Consider the following 17250-nt stretch of genomic DNA (forward strand, 5'->3'; position numbering starts at 1 on the left):
TTACAAGGAAGCTCGGTGAAAAATTTACTCTTAGTTGCAATAATTGCCATATCTACTTTTGGTTGTTCGTCTACCTCAAAAACCACACCTACACAGTTTGTTACCGCAAATAATGAATCAATTAATGACGGTTCCGACTTATATAAAGTTTTCTCTGCATATAACCCAAATCAAAATCCTACATCACTTGAATCTAGAACCGCGCAAGTTTTAGCTGAATATATATGTGCTGACACACAATACATTCCTTTAACTATAAAGAGAGAGGCGGAAGGAATAATTAGTGTCTATTACATAGCTAATACACCTTTAGATAAAGGCGCACAGTTTGGTCGTCATTACCGAGTTGATTATGATAGTAAATCTAATGAAATATCCACAATAGAATACTCAACTAAAGGCTGTGTTTTAATTCCAAATAATGCTCCCAATGGCGCTGAAGTAGCAGCACTTTTCATATCTCATATACTTGCTGATTCACCTTCCGAGTTTCATGTATTTTTAAGTCACTTACATAATAAAGAAATATACGTTGGTACTGCCGCAGGTAATTGGAAAATTAATAAAAGCAGTATTGAGTTAATGTAAATATAACAAGAAAATTAAGCGGGACTGCTAACAGTTGGCTCGGTTCCGCTTCGCTTCACATTTTAGCCAACTTGTTATTCAGCCCCTTATTTGGGCGTTAAAGGTTGCGCTTTTCTAACGAAGTGTAGATGCGGCCGTGACCGTCCATGACATGGACGTCATGGCCGAGCCTCCAAGGATGGACTTGCTGCGTGTCACGGAAGTGTCTGCACATGCGCTGGCCGCACGCCATTGGAACCACAGTTACTAGATGACACTCTGTAGCCAAAAATATATAGAATCTTTGTGGGCTTTGTTATCAAACGAAGTTTGATTTAGATGCAAGGGCTTGCAGAGCCGCAAGCTCCAACAAAATTTTGTCCAATAATCAGTCATGCTTCTAGTCTGGTGCGATAGTTAATTTAGCCACGAACATATAGACATAAAAAAACCTGCACTTGGCAGGTTTTTCAGTTTTTTAAAACGAATGTTCTAAAGCTAACGTTTTAAAACTAATGCTTTTAAACTAATGTTTTTAAACTCAGGCTCAATTACTTAAGCGGCTGGTTTTTCTCGGCAAACTTATCAAATATGGCGTTAAACGATAAAGATGCGCCGTGAGCAATTTTATCTGATAGCTTCTTTTTAAGCTGGTAGCTAACTTTAATCACTGTGCGCTCGTTGGCAAGCTTCATGATCACATCATCGCTCGTTGCGATTTCATCAACTAAACCAAGCTCAATCGCTTGTTGACCATACCAGTGTTCACCGGTTGCCACTTTTTCAAGATCAAGCTCTGGGCGGTATTTAGCAATAAATGCCTTAAATAGCACATGAGTTTCTTCAAGCTCTTGTTGAAACTTCTCACGGCCTTCATCGGTGTTCTCACCGAAAATAGTCAAGGTACGCTTAAAATCACCTGCTGTGTGCTGCTCGTAATCAATATCGTGCTTTTTAAGCAGACGATTAAAGTTTGGCACTTGTGCCACTACACCAATAGAACCCACGATGGCGAAAGGCGCTGAGTAAATCTTGTTGGCCACACATGCCATCATGTAACCACCGCTGGCTGCGACTTTGTCAACGCAGATGCTTAGTGGGATGTCAGCTTGTCTTAAGCGATCAAGTTGGCTTGATGCAAGACCGTAGCCATGAACCATACCACCGCCACTTTCAACATTCACAATCACTTCATCGCCTTTTTCAGCAATAGCCAAAATAGCGCTGATCTCTTCGCGTAGTGAAGCCACTTCACCCGCGTCAATACTGCCTTTAAAGTCGACAACAAAGACCTTAGGCTCTGCTTCTTCAACCTTGTCTTTCTGCTCTTTCTCTTTGGCTTTCTCATCAGCCTTTAACTGCTTCTCATAAGCCTTAAATGCTTTTTTCGACAGTAACTCTTCTTTAAGGTCATGCTTTAATGATTTTAAGTTATCGCTTAAATTAGTTAGCTTAAGCTCACCTTTATCGGTTTTATGTTTAATCGTTGAAGCCAGTACCACAATCACTACTGCTAGAATGGCTACAACGATAGTCACCGCTTTAGCTAAAAACAAACCGTACTCGTACAGGAATTCCAAAATATTCTCCAGCTTAAACTGATTATCTCTTCAATTGAGGCCTATTCTAGCAGCCTATTTAGCAATAAAACACGCCAATAAAAAACCCAGCTTTCGCTGGGTCTTTTTTTGAACAAATATGGCTAATTTAAACCACTATTTTGCTTATGGGCAGCTTTTTAGCACTGAGCTATCTTGCACTAAGATAGTCGCTGAGCCTTTACCTGCGGTTAGCGCAAATGCGGCAACTTGTTGCTGCATTTCAACGGTTGCTTGCGCAGCCATACCATCTGTTACCCCATCAATCTCATCAGGGCTTACAATTGAGCTGTGATGACCTTTACTAAAGCGCACCGCACCTGAACCTGCTTCAGTGCTATCTACACACTTAAGGCCAAGGTTAACAATCAACGGCTCAGTACCAGAAAGTGGGAAACCTTCTACTGTATTTGGCAATACCTGATCAGGCTTGTTCGTTGCATCACCCACTACTTCAATTAAGTGAATTGGTAACTGAGTGCTAGCAAGCGACACGGCATGATTAATTGGGTCTGCGCTATCAAAGGCTGTTTGTACTGCAAAAGCAAAGGTTGGAATAAACTCTGCGTATACTGCAGCCACAATCGCGTTGTATTCATCACTACCAGGCTCTGCACCATTTACATTGGCTTCATCAACCAGCGCTTGGAAGTCCTCTGTAGCAACTATAGTGTCAAACAATACTGGACCAAATGTTGGCGAACCAGCAAATGCACCGGCTAAGCCACCTGCAGGCGCAACTAATGATGCAGCATTTAAGCCGTAAGCATTTGGTAACTCAGTACCGCTAGCAGGGTCGCGAAGACCTGTTGAAGCGTAGTTAGCGAATGTTGAACCAACAATACCACCTAAACTTAAGCCTTGAGCGCTAATTTGGCTGATATCAAAAATCTGCTGACCACCCGCTTGAGCAATGCCCATGTATAGACCTGTCAAGGCTGCACGTAGCGCTAGATGATCTACCGTTGCTTGGCGGAAGTTATCACGAACAGTTAAAGTGCTAGCGATGTTAACAAAAGCTAGTGGGTTACCGTTTTTAAACGCATCTGGTGTACCTACAACCGCGCCATAGCTTGGATCGGTTGCAGAAACCTCATAAATACCATCACCATCAGCGTCAAATGAACGCGCACCATGCAATGGCATATCAATAGCAATCGTTGCAATACCAGAAGCGGCATAAGTACCCGCATATGCTAGCGCCATCTCCTTACCGCCACCTAAACCATGCATCGCCACCGTTGTCGGCCAACCATTAGTTGGTGGTGTAAACGGCAGACCTTGTTGCTGATAAAAACCAGCTAGCTTAGCCGCGTTTGGTAAAGTAATTTGAATCGCAACCTTTTCATAGCCTTTGATAGCAGGGATAGGGTTAAACTTAGTCAGATGCTTAGTTGTATCTGCAGGAGTGCCATCATCAAGTAGCCATGCTTTACCTGCTAACAGTGCTGGATTTGCGATACCTGCAGCAGGGTCAATACCATAAGCCATCGCTTGGCCTGCATAGTTGGCTTGGCTTAAGGTGCCAGCTTCTAATGCAAGTAATACTGAAACCGGGCTATCGCCTTGTGCTTTCCAGTGGCCATTAATCAATGGGTTTAGATTCGCGTCTAAACAAGCTGTAGATGAACAATCGCCATAAATTGGAATTTGAATCTCTGCCGCATATACATCAGCTAAATCAGATACCACATAAGCTAAGCCATCAGCAGGTGTTAGGCCTGCAGCCTGTGCAACAGTGACACCTAGCGGTGTTGGCATTGCTGTGAGCTTAGGTGCATAAGGGTTACCGTCTGTTGGGTCAACCATCAATAATTTAGTGGTCTCATACACATCGGCCACTGACTGAGTGGTAAACAGGCCTGAGTAAGTTACCTCTTCAACACTTGGGCCACCGGCTGCAGCCATGCCCTTCTCGTAGCTGTTTACTAGAGTTTGTAAAAATAACTGATCTGGGGTTTCTAACGGTTTAGTTTCGATATCTAACTTTAATAAATCATAAGTTGCTGACGGCGCAATTGGGCGGCCTGCAGAATCTTGTATAAGTGTGGTGGTCGCATAAATGTATGATTGACCAGCCTTAAGTGGCTTAAGTGGAATAATCGCAACTTTATTACCTGAAGCCTGAGAAACGTAATCAACCCCAAACTGCAGTTCGGCACCCACTTTACAGGCGGATACTGAAGGCGCTTCGCTACACTCTGGATCTGATGAAAGCGCTCCACCAACTGTAGCCTCAAATACACGTACCGCACCTGGTTGCGCAACTGACGCTGCATCAATTGTCAGCATAGTGCCATCGTTGTCTTTCGCTGGAACAACATCAATCGTTATTGGTGATGTTAGAGACCAACCATCTAACGCGCCCAATGCAATTTGCGGATCAACATAATCACCTGACTCTTCTCCAGGAATAGCCAATGTTCCGTCAGTTGTACCATTAAACAATAAGTCATTCGGTAAAGGTAGTTCAGAATTTGCGGGGTCAAAGACATAAACGGACTGTGGCACCAGCGGTTCGGTTTTGTCTACTAACTCGTTATAACTGTCTTCACTACAGGCTGTGAGCCCCAGTGCTGAGGTGATTGCTACGCCCAAAAAGAGTTTTTTCATCTTTTTTCCCCAAATCTTGTTGTAATAGTTTTGTTTTCTCTAAGAAATTGGTCACAATAGTCAACAATGTATACCAATAGGACTTATTGTTAGTCCTTAGCTAAGTTCAAGTTAACGTAAAATTATTGACTTAGCTACATTTTTGTCACAACCAAATGTTAATTGAACGGATAAAATTTAATCGTTTGTTTAAAACAACTGTTTAACATATCAGCGATTCTAGAAGTGACGGGCGTTTGAGCTCTGAGGAAGTATTAACTCATGTTGGAATATCAAGCAGCAAAAGATTTACTAAAAAACAAGACTATCTTGGTAACTGGTGCTGGCGACGGCATAGGTAAAGCCGCCGCGATAGCGTTTGCAAAACATGGCGCCACGGTGATCTTATTAGGCAAAACAGTAAAAAAACTAGAAGCAGTTTATGACCTAATTGAACAAGCCGGTTACCCTACACCAGCCATTGTGCCTCTCGACTTAAAAGGCGCGACAGAACAAAACTACAAGGATATGGCTGAAACGATTGAAGAGCAGTTTGGTAAACTTGACGGCCTACTGCATAACGCAAGCTTACTTGGCGTATTAGGCCCGTTCGAACACATCACCATGAGTACGGTAAATGATGTTCTACAAGTTAACCTGATTGCTGAAATCATGCTAACCAAAGCAATGTTGCCAATTATGCGCAAGTCAGACAGTGCTTCTTTGCTATTTACTTCTAGCAGTGTCGGTCGCCAAGGCCGTGCTTACTGGGGCGAATATGCAATTTCTAAGTTTGCGACTGAAGGCATGATGCAATCACTGGCTCACGAATATGAAGATACGGTTATTCGTGTAAACAGCATCAACCCAGGTGCCACTCGCACAGGCATGCGCGCTAATGCTTACCCAGCTGAAAACCCACAAACTTTAAAAGCGCCTGAAGACATTATGGCGACTTACCTGTATTTAATGGGTGATGACTCTAAAGAAGTGAATGGCCAGCAGCTTAACGCTCAGTAATTCAGTATTAGAGACAATATTTAAAAACAAAAAGGCCGCTAATTAGCGGCCTTTTTAATCTTCATCATCAGTAACTTAATAAATTAGCTACGCTGACGCGATGGCTTTGGCTTGCTTGTAGCAACTTTATGCTTGTGTACAGCACGCTTAATTTTAGCGCTACGTACTTTATTACGCGCAACACTGTGCTTGTCAGTACCAAGTAATGTACGCGTTTCTTCGTCCATACCTGCAGTTTTACGCAAGTAGTTTACTTCTTCAATCGGTAACTCAATCCAACCACCACGTGGCAAGGCTTTAGGTAGCTCAATCATGCCGTAGCGAATACGGATAAGGCGGCTTACCTGAACTTCTTGAGATTCCCATAGACGACGCACTTCACGGTTACGGCCTTCAGCTAAGCTAACGTGCCACCATTTGTTCATGCCTTCGCCACCAGCAGCTTTAACTTTGTCAAAGTTTGCTGGACCGTCTTCCAAGGTTACGCCCATGCGTAAACGTTGAATACAGGCATCTGTCACTTCACCAAATGTACGCACAGCGTATTCACGCTCAACTTCATTTGATGGGTGCATTAGGCGGTTTGCCAATTCACCGTCAGAGGTGAATAACAATAAACCTGAAGTGTTAATATCCAAACGGCCTACTGCAACCCAGCGCGAATCGCGGGTTTTTGGTAAACGATCAAATACCGTTGGACGCCCTTCAGGGTCTTTACGACTACAGATTTCACCTTCAGGCTTGTGGTATGCAATAACACGACAAACCACATCTTCTTCAGAACGAATTGAAACTGTACGGCCATCGATACGAATTTTTGCGTCTGATTCAACGCGATCGCCTAGGCTTGCAATTTCGCCGTCAACACTAACTCGACCTGCAGCAATCCATGCCTCCATCTCACGACGGGAGCCATGGCCTGCACGGGCCAAGACTTTCTGCAATTTTTCACTCATTAGTAGACTCTTCTGTTTTTTCGCTCACACTCTTTTCTGTTGAAAAAAGTGCAGCTAATGATTCAGCATCAGATAAAGGCGGTAAGTCCGCAATGGTATCTAAGCCGAAATAAGCTAAAAAATCGGTCGTCGTTGCATAAAGTGCCGGTCTGCCCGGAACCTCTTTATGTCCAACAACTTTAATCCAATTTCTATCGTTTAAACTTTTGATAATGTGGCTACTTATAGCCACGCCACGCACAAATTCAATGTCACCACGGGTAACAGGTTGACGATACGCAATTACCGCCAATGTTTCTAAAGTCGCACGTGAATATTTTGGGGCCTTTTCTTGCCACAAGGGCTGTAAAAATGGGCTCAGTTCAGCCAATGTCTGAAAACGATAACCACCAGCCACTTTTACTAATTGTACACCTCGATTCTCATAATCGAGCTGTAACTCTTCAATACATGCCTTAATTTTTACCCGTGACACATTAAAGTTAGCCAATACGCTTTCTTTTAATGCTTTAATTGTCATTGGTTTAGCTAACACAAATAGGCTAGCCTCGATTAACTGCTTAAGCTGATCTGGGTTTATCTGCGACAACTTAATAGGCCCTAACATGTATCGTTGAAAACGGCTCAGCTTGTACCAGCTCAACCAGTAACTCTTTTACCAGCTCCATTAATGCCAAAAAGCTGACTACAACCCCACTGCGGCCTTCTTCAAAATCAAATAAGGCTTCAAATGGTAAGTAAGTCTCAGCATTGAGCTTAGCTAATATTTGCGCCATGCGTTCACGAGTCGACAAGACTTCACGAACAACATGATGACTTTCAGTTGCTTCTATACGCTTTAATACTGAAGAAAACGCTCGAGCAATCTCAGTTAGAGACACCTCTGGAGGTAATAATTCAGGCTTGATATTCGCTGCGGGAACCGCTTTAGCTTGGAACATATCGCGTTCCATTCTCGGCAATTCATCCAGCTTTTCTTGCGCATCTTTGATCACTTCATAGGCTTTAAGTTGACGGATCAACTGTGCCCGTGGATCTTCTTCATCTTCTTGCTCAACCTCAGGCCTTGGCAGCAGTAGTCGAGATTTAATCTCGGCTAAGGTTGCTGCCATCACCAAGTAATCTGCTGCAAGCTCCACTTTGGCGCCTTGCAGGAGATTCACATACTCTAAGTACTGTTGAGTAATTGAGAAAATCGGTAAATCAACAACATCAAGTTTTTGTTTACGGATTAAATAAAGCAAAAGATCTAACGGCCCTTCAAAGGACTCAAGAAAAACCTCTAATGCCTCTGGCGGAATAAAAAGGTCTTTCGGCATCACCTTAAAAGGTTCACCCCGAACCACGGCTAAAGGCAATTTTTGCTGAACGCCCTCCATCCGTAATACCCTCTATTTTCGCAAACGCGCGATTATACCTGTAAATGTTCACCGATTAAAGCCATCAACGCAGGCAATTAATCGCGCAGCGATAACCGCCTTAAAGGAACGGTGTTACGTCGCCAGCACCTTCACGGATAACTTCAATTGTATCATCCGATAAATCAATAACTGTCGTTGGTTTTTCACCTAGGTAACCACCGTGAATAATCAAGTCAACTTGGTGTTCTAAGATGTCACGGATATGCTCAGGATCTGACTCAGTGAAGTCTTGGCCTGGCAGAATTAAACTGGTCGACATTAACGGCTCGTCTAGCGCTTCAAGCAAAGCCAGAGCAATCACGTTATCAGGTACACGGATACCAATAGTCTTCTTCTTTGGGTTTTGTAATCTTTTAGGTACTTCTTTTGAAGCCTTAAAGATAAAGGTGTACGGACCCGGTGTATTTTGCTTAAGCAAGCGGTATGCCTGATTGTCTACACGAGCATAATTAGCAAGTTCAGACTGATCGCGGCACATGAGTGAAAAGTTATGATCATTTTCAATCTGTCTAATACGAGCAATCTTGCTCATTGCATCTTTGTCACCAATCAAGCAGCCAAGGGCATAACCTGAATCCGTTGGATAAACAATGACACCACCGCTTTTAATGACGTTCACTGCTTGACTAATTAAGCGCGCTTGAGGGTTTTCCTCATGCATATAAAAGAACTGACTCATTGTACTACCTTCCATTTTTCTGACTGCCAAACCCAATTTACACCTTGGGGTTGGAACATATTTTTACCGATCTCAATCCAGCTACCTGGAAAATGAAAATCGCTGCCTAACGAGCACGTTAAGCCATTATTGATGCTAAGCGAGATAAGGTTATTACGATCATCAATAGTTTGCTGGCCTAACACCACTTCCATTGCATCACCGCCAGCCTCTTTAAATTCACGCACTAAGCGCTTAAGCCATTTAGCCGATAATTTGTAACCGCTTGGATGAGCAAGCACTGCGACTCCGCCCGCTTGGTGCACTATATCTATAGCGCTGGCCATATCGCCCCAATTATTTGGCACATAGCCGGTTTTACCGCGCGCTAAGTACTTTTTAAATACATTGGCGGTAGTAGTGGCGTAACCTTTTTCAGCTAACCAACGCGCATAATGCCCACGGCTAATTGCCGCTTCACCGGCATAACCTTTTGCACCTTCATAAGCGCCCTCAATACCGGCTTTAGCTAAGCGTTCACCTATCTCTTTAGCACGGCTTGATCGTAGCTCACGTTGGTTAACTAAAAATGCGGCCAACTCGACATTATTGATATCAACATTTAGCGCAACGATATGAATATCAAAGTTATTCCAGCGAGTTGAAATTTCAACCCCATTAATAAGCTCTAAAGGTGTGTCATGATGCTGATTAAAATGGTGAGCTTCTTTTAATCCATCTATGGTGTCGTGATCTGTAATGGCAAACATTTGCACGCCTTTAGATATCGCGCGTTCAACCAATTCTGAAGGGGACAGTTGACCATCGGATGCGGTCGTATGGCTGTGTAAATCAACCAATCTTACATCTGTATTATTTTCATCTTTCATGCGCCTATGATACTTGAGTTTAGCCCCTAAGGGTGATTTTAATCCGCTTTTTAGTAATTTAATCCCATGTACAAGCTTTTCTCTCATAATTGTTAGCAAGATTTACCCTTTTTGCAGGACACAGGCGCGGCTAAACAAACGATTTAACCAAGCTTAGCTACAATCACCTCAATCAATATGACTAAACTTAAAGTAGTCCCTAACATCCAGAGTGCTAACTCATTAATAAACATGCGTTTAATTTGTACTTTTAAGCTTCCCTATCAAGTATTGGCTATTCTAGGTAGCAAATTGTTTATTTTTATTCAATTTCTTGAGAAAGCTCTAAAAATATAAATTAATTCAATAACTTTATGTGCTGCAGCTTGCAGAACCCTTTTGAAGATTTCATTACTATGCTCACGCCTGACTAGGCTGACACCTGCCAATCTACAGTGATTGTTTAGATTGAGCTTTCGAGTAATTTAGTTAGTTATTGGATAAAAATAACCACATGAAAAAAACATACCTAGCTTTAGCGCTTTTGTGCGCGATGCCTGTGCTAGCTCACGCCGAAAAAGAGATGGAATTTGCGCCGTCATACCTAAGTGTTGAAGGTGATAAAAAGCCTGAGTTAAAACAATGGCGCGACTCAAACACTTGTAAAGGCTGTCATCCTCGTCAATGGAACGGCTGGCAAGGCTCAATGCACTCTATCGCCTTTATCGATCCAGTGTTCCAAGCTGAATGGGCTATGGGTGAGAAAGAAACCAACGGCGCAGCTAAAAACCTTTGTGGTGGCTGTCACACAGTGCTAGGTACTGTTACTCAAACGGTAGAATTTAAATCTGAATCAGGCAAGTTTGGTGGTTTCACCACCCAAGCAATCGCTAATCAAGGTGTATCGTGTGAAGTGTGCCACAGTGTGGTTGATACCAACATGCAACACACAGCTATGGGTGAGCATGGTAATGCTTCATTAGAAATAGCTAACGACAAAGTTAAACGTGGCCCATTTGATGATGCTAAGCCTCGCGGGCATAAGGCTGAATACTCAGAGCTACATACTAAGTCTGAGTTCTGCGCTAACTGCCATAACGTATTTAACCCTGTTCACGACAACTTTGCCCTTGAACATACCTATGACGAGTGGAAAAAATCTGACTACGCTAAAGCAGATATTCAATGTCAAGATTGTCACATGGTGCCTGTTGAAACAGCAATGCGCGTTGCAGACGAAATGCTACCGGCTAAAAAGCTTGAAGAGCACCGCTTAGGTGGTAAAGCAGCACGCGGCGGCCCAGTTCGTAGCTTAGTGCACGACCATGGCTTTGTGGGTGGCAATGCGGTTATCGCTCCGCTTTTAGGCGTTAAAAACGGCCAAGCTCATGCAGATGAAGCGGTTAAGCGCTTAAAATCAGCTGCCGCACTTGAAGCTGAAGTAACAGGTTCTGCCAATGCTCCGGTATTAGAAGTTACCGTGTTTAACCGCCGCGCAGGCCATGATTTACCAACGAGCTTGACCTTCATTCGCCAGATCTGGTTAGAAGTTATCGTTCGTGATGTTAATGGCAAAGAGCTTTTACGCTCAGGTACATTAACTGCTGAAAACGCGTTACCAGAAGGTACAGTTATTTTCCAAGACACTGCGGTTGATGTTCATGGCAAGTCTGAACACAAACCATGGAAAGTGGCTAGCTTCTCTGTACAAAACACGATCCCAGCTAAAGGTTCTAAAACAGTTAAGTATCCGTTCACTCTGCCAGCTGGTGTGACCGACTACAGTGTTGAGACTAAGCTACACTACCGTTCATTCGATCAAAGCGTTGCAGATCTACTACTTGAAGATAAAGTGATTGTACCTTCGGTTGAAATGGCTGAGTTAAGTCAGACGTACCAAGGCTTAGTGCGTAAGTAAGTAGCCTATTACATGGCATAATTAAAGATAACTCTCGGGTTATCGGTAAAATTAAAAAGGCCCACTCATCAGCGGTGAATGGGCCTTTCTTAATGCAAAAATTCTATATCTCAATTAGCTTGAGCCTAAGTACTAACTCGACTCAGCAAGATGAACCTCATGCTAATTTATAACGCATGATTTTATGCAGTTGATACTTAATAACCCTTTGCTCAAGCTTTGTGGTACATAAGCTACCAAAGATAATGACCGGCAAAAAACATAACCAGTAACCAAGCTCTTCAAATGGCACAACCCCATTTGCCGCCAATACGGTATTAAGTAAAACAATTAAAATGACTAAAAATGACGTTGATAACAAAAAACGTATAAATCTACTCGTCGATTTAGCCAGATTAATAAGCGCATAAGTATCTGCACTAGAAGTATATTTTAATTGAGGATACTTGTTTTTAAGCCATAGACTGTAATTCAATTGCTGACCCTAGTTTCAGAAAGCAGATCTCGAGAGAAAATATCACTAGTCTAACGCCAAGTACAGCAACTCCTAAATCAATACATCCTAAACAAAAACTTTAGTGCAGAAAAACAGCTGTACTCATGCTATGCGCAATTTAACAAAACTTGCTTCGCGCATTGCTCTTTCGTTGCCTCCGTAGAAATATCACCTAAGCAATAATCTAAACGAATAATCTGCTTTTCAGCTCTAGCAGCATTCTCACCCAATAACTCCCAGTCCATGCGTTTTACAGCTTTAAGAGCGAATTTAGCCAAGGGCTTGTTAGGCACAGAGCTTTCAACTTTAAGATTTTCTGCACGCCCTTCTTCAGAGATATCAAATGATATAACGCTGCAACCAGTGACACTAGCTCTAGCCAGTTCAATGGGATACTGAGTCTGTTTTTCGGAGGAACGACTCCATAATTTTGAATTTTGATCTTGTTGGCTAGTAACTAATACTTCCCCATAAATAGATTTTGCATTAGCTAGTTGAGGTATAAATAGCATTAGTAAAACGACTATATTTAGGGCTTTCATAAACATTCCTTTGTTTTAAAATTGTTAAATAACCTATCACTTTAGAAAAAGAATATAAAGTCACAGGTAAGAGATAAGGCAAGAGTTAACCACTAATTAGGAGGTTAACTCTTATTTTGAAGGGGATTTCATCAATCTAAATTTATTTCCCATTAGAGGCAGCCTAGTTTGCGGATCAAGCTTTTCAATCGCGTATCTTAAGGTGTTTCTTGGCATGACTGCCGAGTTTTGTTCAATAAACGCAACAACAGCGTCTTGATGATGAACAGCTGTTACTTTTAGTAGTCAACCAATGCTCTTTTGTACGAATTCATCATGATCTCCCAGTAATTGCTGTGCATTCTCGAATACAAGTTCAGGTCTAAGTTGATACACCTGCTTACCTATTTTACGATTAATAAACTTCACCCAGACCACATTGCTTGCATCACGAGGTTAGTACTTAGTGATATTGTTTTAGGTATATATGTTTAATAAGCACTAAACCTATTTTAAAGTTGGCCTCAAGGGAGATTCCATCCCCTAACGAAAGAGTGATGATTTCCGGTATGCTCACTATCGAGTTAAACAGACATCTGCCTAAATAAATGCTAGTTATATGTTACTAAATAAGCGATTTATCACCATCTGCGTTTCATCTCCCCAGCTCCGACAACAAGCTGCGCTGATGATAAGCCTTTCACTTTTGCCAATTAGGCTTGCATGCTACACTCAGCCTCAGTTAAATTCATTCTAACTGATACAAATCTATGAAACAGTTGCTCGACTTTTTACCTCTTGTGATCTTCTTTGCAGTCTACAAGTTTTTCGATATTTACATTGCCAGTGGCGCCTTGATAGCAGCAACCGCATTACAACTTGTCATCAGCTACATGCTTTATAAAAAGCTTGAAAAGATGCACCTTATAACCTTTGTGATGGTTACTGTATTTGGTTCGCTCACCCTCATCTTACATGACGACTCATTCATTAAATGGAAAGTGACCATAGTCTACGCCCTATTCGCGATTGCGTTAGCTATCAGCCAATTAATGAATAAGCCGATTTTAAAAAGCATGCTAGACAAGGAACTCGTGGTTGCAGATAAAATCTGGGCCCAAGTTACTTGGTACTGGGTAGCATTTTTTGTGATTTGCGGCTTAGTTAACGTCTACGTGGCCTTTAGTCTATCGCAAGAGACTTGGGTTAACTTTAAAGTATTTGGCTTAACGGCACTCACTCTGGTCAATACCGTACTAACCGTTATTTACTTATTTAAAAACATGTCTGAAGAAGATCGTAAGGAACTCAAATAATGTGGTATATGATTTCATCGCAAGATATTGAAAACAGCTTAGAAAAACGTCTATCCGTTCGCGCAGACCACTTGGCTCGCTTGCAAACGCTAACAGATGAAGGACGATTACTCATTGCCGGCCCTCATCCTGCAATTGATAGTGAAAATCCTGGTGAAGCAGGCTTTACTGGCTCATTGGTAGTTGCAGACTTTGCATCGCTTGAAGATGCACAGTGCTGGGCGGATGCCGATCCATATATCGCAGCAGGCGTTTATGAAAGCGTGATTGTAAAACCTTACAAATTGGTTTTACCTTAATAAAAGGACCTAATAATGAAAATTGTTTCATTTAACATCAATGGACTGCGCGCAAGATTGCACCAATTACAGGCACTAATTGATAGCCATCAGCCTGATATTATTGGTCTACAAGAAACCAAAGTGCATGATGAAGCGTTTCCAGTTGCTGATGTTGAAGCTATGGGCTACAAAGTGCATTACCATGGCGGCAAAGCCCATTACGGCGTTGCTATGCTATCAAAGGCCGAGCCCGTCAAACTACAAAAAGGTTTTCCAACAGATGAAGACGATGCTCAGCGCCGTATGATTATGGGCACCTTCACTCAGGAAAACGGCCGTCCACTTACCGTACTTAACGGTTACTTCCCTCAAGGCGATAACATCAGCCACGAAACTAAGTACCCTGCTAAGCGTAAGTTCTACAAAGATCTTATGCAGTACTTAAATGAACACCATAGTGCAGAGGAAGATATCGCTATTATTGGTGACATCAATATTTCACCAGTTGATCTAGATATTGGTATTGGTGAGCCAAATGCCAAGCGTTGGTTGAAAACCGGTAAGTGTAGTTTCCAACCTGAAGAGCGTGAATGGCTAAAAACCTTAATGGATTGGGGTTTAGTCGATACATTCCGCGAGCTTCACCCAACACGCACAGAACGCTATTCGTGGTTTGATTATCGCAGCAAAGGCTTTGATGATAACCGTGGCCTGCGTATTGACGTAGTGTTAGCCACTAAATCACTTGCAGAACGTCTTATTGAATCAGATGTAGACTACGATTTACGCGGCATTGAAAAGCCATCTGATCATGCGCCAATCTGGAGCACATTTAGCTAGTTTAATGGCTATAAGTAAGCCTAAAGACCAAACTAAAAGTTAGGCTCTGATTGAGTTTACATATAAAAAAATGCCAGCAATATTGCTGGCATTTTTTATCTGTTCGAGTTGGAGTCGCATTAGCGGCTAAAATATAAATCTTTACGACTCTTCAGCAGTTTGCTCTGCAGCAGCGCCTTGAAGTTTGTTGGTTAAGGTTATCAACTGGCCAGTTAGCAAACTCATGCTGTAACCTAACACTGCCCCTATCAATAACGGCGGAATAATCGCAGCAACATCACCGCCCATAGCAAAGGTAATGCAACAACCGATAAATGCACCAGGAATAAATGCCAACTTTTGGTAGCTCGCCTGCAAACACATAGCGGAAGTCGCAATAGCCGTGAAAATGTAGCCAAATAACGGAGATACAAAGAAGCTACTACCGGAGATAATTAGCCAGCCCCAGAATACACCTGATAAATTGGTGCTCATCGCCATAAACATGCCTTTAAGGCCTGAATGCGTTTGAGCAAAAAAAGTGCTACAGCTTAAAAAACCAATCCAAGTCACTAAATGAAGCGCGTCTGCAACCCCCGCCCAAATACCTGCGAGTAACCCAGCTGATATAGCAATTTGCCAACGATGTTCCATAGCTTACCTCTTAACGTATAACTCACGTAACGCTCAACTCACTAACTAATGATTCGGGGTCAATTCGATTAGTGAGTTAGATTCAGGCCAGCTAAACTACCTTTTTTATCTGTAAAAAAACACGATCTAGACCTAATTACTGTACTCAAATGTCGATTTATCGCACAAAAACTTAAATTTTGTAGTAAAAGTACCTACAAATAGCTACTCAGCTATATTAATTATTAACAATACAAGCATTAAAAGTTTGTTTAGAATAAATGCTCCAGCTCACCCAATCTGTGTATCAAAGAATGCTTGAATGCTGAAAGTAAAAGATCCACCTTCTGAAGAAGGTGGCTTTGATATAACTCCCTAAAAGGGAGCTTTCCAACCCTGCGTTAACAAGACGCCGTAAATATATCCCTATAGGCTCTACTAAATCATCCCTGATTTAGAAGCTTGTACCGCACTATTAGCAAAGCTCACGTATCAATTGAGCTTGTAAGCTATGTTTAAATGAACTTATAAGCCGTGTATCGCATGGATGCGATAAGCGAGCCTCCATGGACCCTTTTCTTTCAAAAATGTCGGCGTGCTTATAAGTCGTTAAACATCGCCTTAACTACGAAATTCCAGTAAACGTACTTCAGGCAAAGCCTAATTGATGATAACCACCTACTGAAGTAGGTGGTTTAAGGCTGAAAACAAAAAAGCGCCGGAAGGCGCTTCGTTTTTAGGGTGCAGCTATAGGATCTTTTACTTACAACTATGGCCTAACAAATATAACTCATTTAAATTGGCTCTTATTTAGCCAAACAGCTGATCGGCTACAAATGGGTTTTGTAAACGCTCATCACCAAAAGTCGATAACGGACCATGACCAGGAATAAACTGCACATCTTTACCTAAAGGCCATAACTTTTGGGTGATCGAGTCAATTAAATCCTGGTGATTAGATAACGGGAAATCAGTTCGGCCTATTGAGCCTCTAAATAATACATCCCCTACCCATGCAGTTTTGCTCGACTCTGCAAAAAACACCACATGACCCGGCGTATGACCTGGGCAATGTATTACCTTCAATACTTGATTACCAACGGTAACCTCATCGCCTTCTTCTAAATACTGAGCAGGCGTAAACGCATCGCAATGCACAAAACCGAAATGCTGGCTCTGCTTTGGTAAACTGTCTAACCAGTAGTCATCAGCTTTATGTGGACCAACGATTGGCACATTAAGTTGTGCAGCTAACGCTGCCGCACCACCAACATGATCTATATGTCCATGAGTCAGCAATACCTTTTCCACTACCACATTGTTTTTGGCTGCTTCTTCTAAAATACGCTCAATATTTCCACCAGGATCGACAACTGCCGCTTTCATGGTTTCTGAACACCAAATTAAACTACAGTTTTGCTGAAATGGGGTAACGGGTATTAACTGATACTTCATCGATAAACACCTAAGGCTCTTTTCGCTGTGAATGGCTAAAGGGTACGTTATGTTGGCCAATTCCACTATCTATTATTAGGATAATTTGCCCCATAGCTCACAAAAACTGCATTATATTTTTTACTCTGCA

General features: G+C 42.2%; 17 protein-coding genes and 1 pseudogene. 6 read left to right on the forward strand and 12 right to left on the reverse strand.

Going from position 1 to position 17250, the window contains the following annotated elements:
- The first annotated feature begins 15 nt into the window (after positions 1 to 15).
- Complete coding sequence (locus MSG37_RS03805; protein ID WP_248469247.1) at positions 16 to 588, forward strand: hypothetical protein; 573 nt, start codon at positions 16 to 18, stop codon at positions 586 to 588.
- A 97-nt stretch (positions 589 to 685) separates the two neighbouring features.
- Here MSG37_RS03805 and MSG37_RS03810 read toward each other — a convergent pair whose 3' ends face one another.
- The 3 genes from MSG37_RS03810 to MSG37_RS03820 all read right to left on the reverse strand — a co-directional run bounded on the left by MSG37_RS03810 (position 686) and on the right by MSG37_RS03820 (position 4778).
- Positions 686 to 856 carry a hypothetical protein gene (locus MSG37_RS03810; RefSeq protein ID WP_248469248.1) on the reverse strand — a complete coding sequence of 57 codons (171 nt, stop codon included), beginning with the start codon at positions 854 to 856 and terminating at the stop codon, positions 686 to 688.
- A gap of 262 nt (positions 857 to 1118) precedes the next feature.
- Complete coding sequence (sohB, locus tag MSG37_RS03815) at positions 1119 to 2147, reverse strand: protease SohB (RefSeq protein ID WP_248469249.1); 1029 nt, start codon at positions 2145 to 2147, stop codon at positions 1119 to 1121.
- A gap of 144 nt (positions 2148 to 2291) precedes the next feature.
- On the reverse strand, positions 2292 to 4778 hold the full coding sequence (locus MSG37_RS03820) for a VolA/Pla-1 family phospholipase (protein WP_248469250.1): 2487 nt from the start codon (positions 4776 to 4778) through the stop codon (positions 2292 to 2294).
- Positions 4779 to 5039: 261 nt separating this feature from the next.
- Here MSG37_RS03820 and MSG37_RS03825 point away from each other — a divergent pair, with 261 nt between their 5' ends.
- On the forward strand, positions 5040 to 5777 hold the full coding sequence (locus MSG37_RS03825; RefSeq protein WP_248469251.1) for a YciK family oxidoreductase: 738 nt from the start codon (positions 5040 to 5042) through the stop codon (positions 5775 to 5777).
- Between the two features lie 83 nt (positions 5778 to 5860).
- Here MSG37_RS03825 and rluB read toward each other — a convergent pair whose 3' ends face one another.
- The 5 genes from rluB to MSG37_RS03850 form a co-directional block, all read right to left on the reverse strand.
- On the reverse strand, positions 5861 to 6733 hold the full coding sequence (gene rluB, locus MSG37_RS03830) for a 23S rRNA pseudouridine(2605) synthase RluB (RefSeq protein WP_248469252.1): 873 nt from the start codon (positions 6731 to 6733) through the stop codon (positions 5861 to 5863).
- Positions 6726 to 7340: an SMC-Scp complex subunit ScpB gene (gene scpB / locus MSG37_RS03835; RefSeq protein WP_248469253.1), complete on the reverse strand. Its 615-nt coding sequence runs from the start codon at positions 7338 to 7340 to the stop codon at positions 6726 to 6728. Before scpB ends, rluB begins: the two co-directional genes overlap by 8 nt.
- Entirely contained in the window at positions 7324 to 8112 is a 789-nt protein-coding gene (locus tag MSG37_RS03840; RefSeq protein ID WP_248469254.1) for a ScpA family protein, read from the reverse strand. Before MSG37_RS03840 ends, scpB begins: the two co-directional genes overlap by 17 nt.
- Before the next feature lie 100 nt (positions 8113 to 8212).
- A complete protein-coding gene (locus MSG37_RS03845) occupies positions 8213 to 8833 on the reverse strand; it encodes an L-threonylcarbamoyladenylate synthase (protein ID WP_248469255.1) in 621 nt (206 codons plus the stop codon).
- Complete coding sequence (locus MSG37_RS03850) at positions 8830 to 9702, reverse strand: PHP domain-containing protein (RefSeq protein WP_248469256.1); 873 nt, start codon at positions 9700 to 9702, stop codon at positions 8830 to 8832. The genes MSG37_RS03845 and MSG37_RS03850 overlap by 4 nt, the downstream gene beginning before the upstream one ends.
- A 493-nt stretch (positions 9703 to 10195) precedes the next feature.
- Between MSG37_RS03850 and MSG37_RS03855 the strand changes: the two genes are divergently transcribed.
- Positions 10196 to 11599: a multiheme c-type cytochrome gene (locus MSG37_RS03855; protein WP_248469257.1), complete on the forward strand. Its 1404-nt coding sequence runs from the start codon at positions 10196 to 10198 to the stop codon at positions 11597 to 11599.
- A gap of 603 nt (positions 11600 to 12202) precedes the next feature.
- Here the strand turns inward: MSG37_RS03855 and MSG37_RS03860 are convergent.
- Positions 12203 to 12637 carry a TonB family protein gene (locus MSG37_RS03860; protein ID WP_248469258.1) on the reverse strand — a complete coding sequence of 145 codons (435 nt, stop codon included), beginning with the start codon at positions 12635 to 12637 and terminating at the stop codon, positions 12203 to 12205.
- Between the two features lie 111 nt (positions 12638 to 12748).
- Positions 12749 to 13057, reverse strand: a pseudogene (locus tag MSG37_RS03865) (DNA alkylation repair protein); the annotation flags it as partial.
- Positions 13058 to 13386: 329 nt separating this feature from the next.
- On the opposite strand from MSG37_RS03865, the gene MSG37_RS03870 reads away from it, so the two are divergent.
- From MSG37_RS03870 to xthA, 3 genes are read left to right on the forward strand one after another with little or no spacing between them, the layout of a single operon-like run.
- Positions 13387 to 13932, forward strand: coding sequence for a septation protein A (locus MSG37_RS03870; protein WP_248469259.1), 546 nt, complete (start codon positions 13387 to 13389; stop codon positions 13930 to 13932).
- A complete protein-coding gene (locus tag MSG37_RS03875; RefSeq protein WP_248469260.1) occupies positions 13932 to 14231 on the forward strand; it encodes a YciI family protein in 300 nt (99 codons plus the stop codon). The genes MSG37_RS03870 and MSG37_RS03875 overlap by 1 nt, the downstream gene beginning before the upstream one ends.
- Positions 14232 to 14246: 15 nt before the next feature.
- A complete protein-coding gene (gene xthA, locus MSG37_RS03880; protein WP_248469261.1) occupies positions 14247 to 15053 on the forward strand; it encodes an exodeoxyribonuclease III in 807 nt (268 codons plus the stop codon).
- 141 nt (positions 15054 to 15194) lie between these two features.
- Here xthA and MSG37_RS03885 read toward each other — a convergent pair whose 3' ends face one another.
- Positions 15195 to 15686, reverse strand: a complete 492-nt coding sequence (locus MSG37_RS03885; protein WP_248469262.1) for a DUF1097 domain-containing protein — start codon at positions 15684 to 15686, stop codon at positions 15195 to 15197.
- A 789-nt stretch (positions 15687 to 16475) separates the two neighbouring features.
- Positions 16476 to 17120 carry an MBL fold metallo-hydrolase gene (locus MSG37_RS03890; protein ID WP_248469263.1) on the reverse strand — a complete coding sequence of 215 codons (645 nt, stop codon included), beginning with the start codon at positions 17118 to 17120 and terminating at the stop codon, positions 16476 to 16478.
- Positions 17121 to 17250 lie beyond the last annotated feature (130 nt).

Origin of the sequence: Shewanella sp. 1CM18E, from assembly GCF_023161665.1 — a bacterium.
In the GTDB taxonomy this organism is placed as follows: domain Bacteria; phylum Pseudomonadota; class Gammaproteobacteria; order Enterobacterales; family Shewanellaceae; genus Shewanella.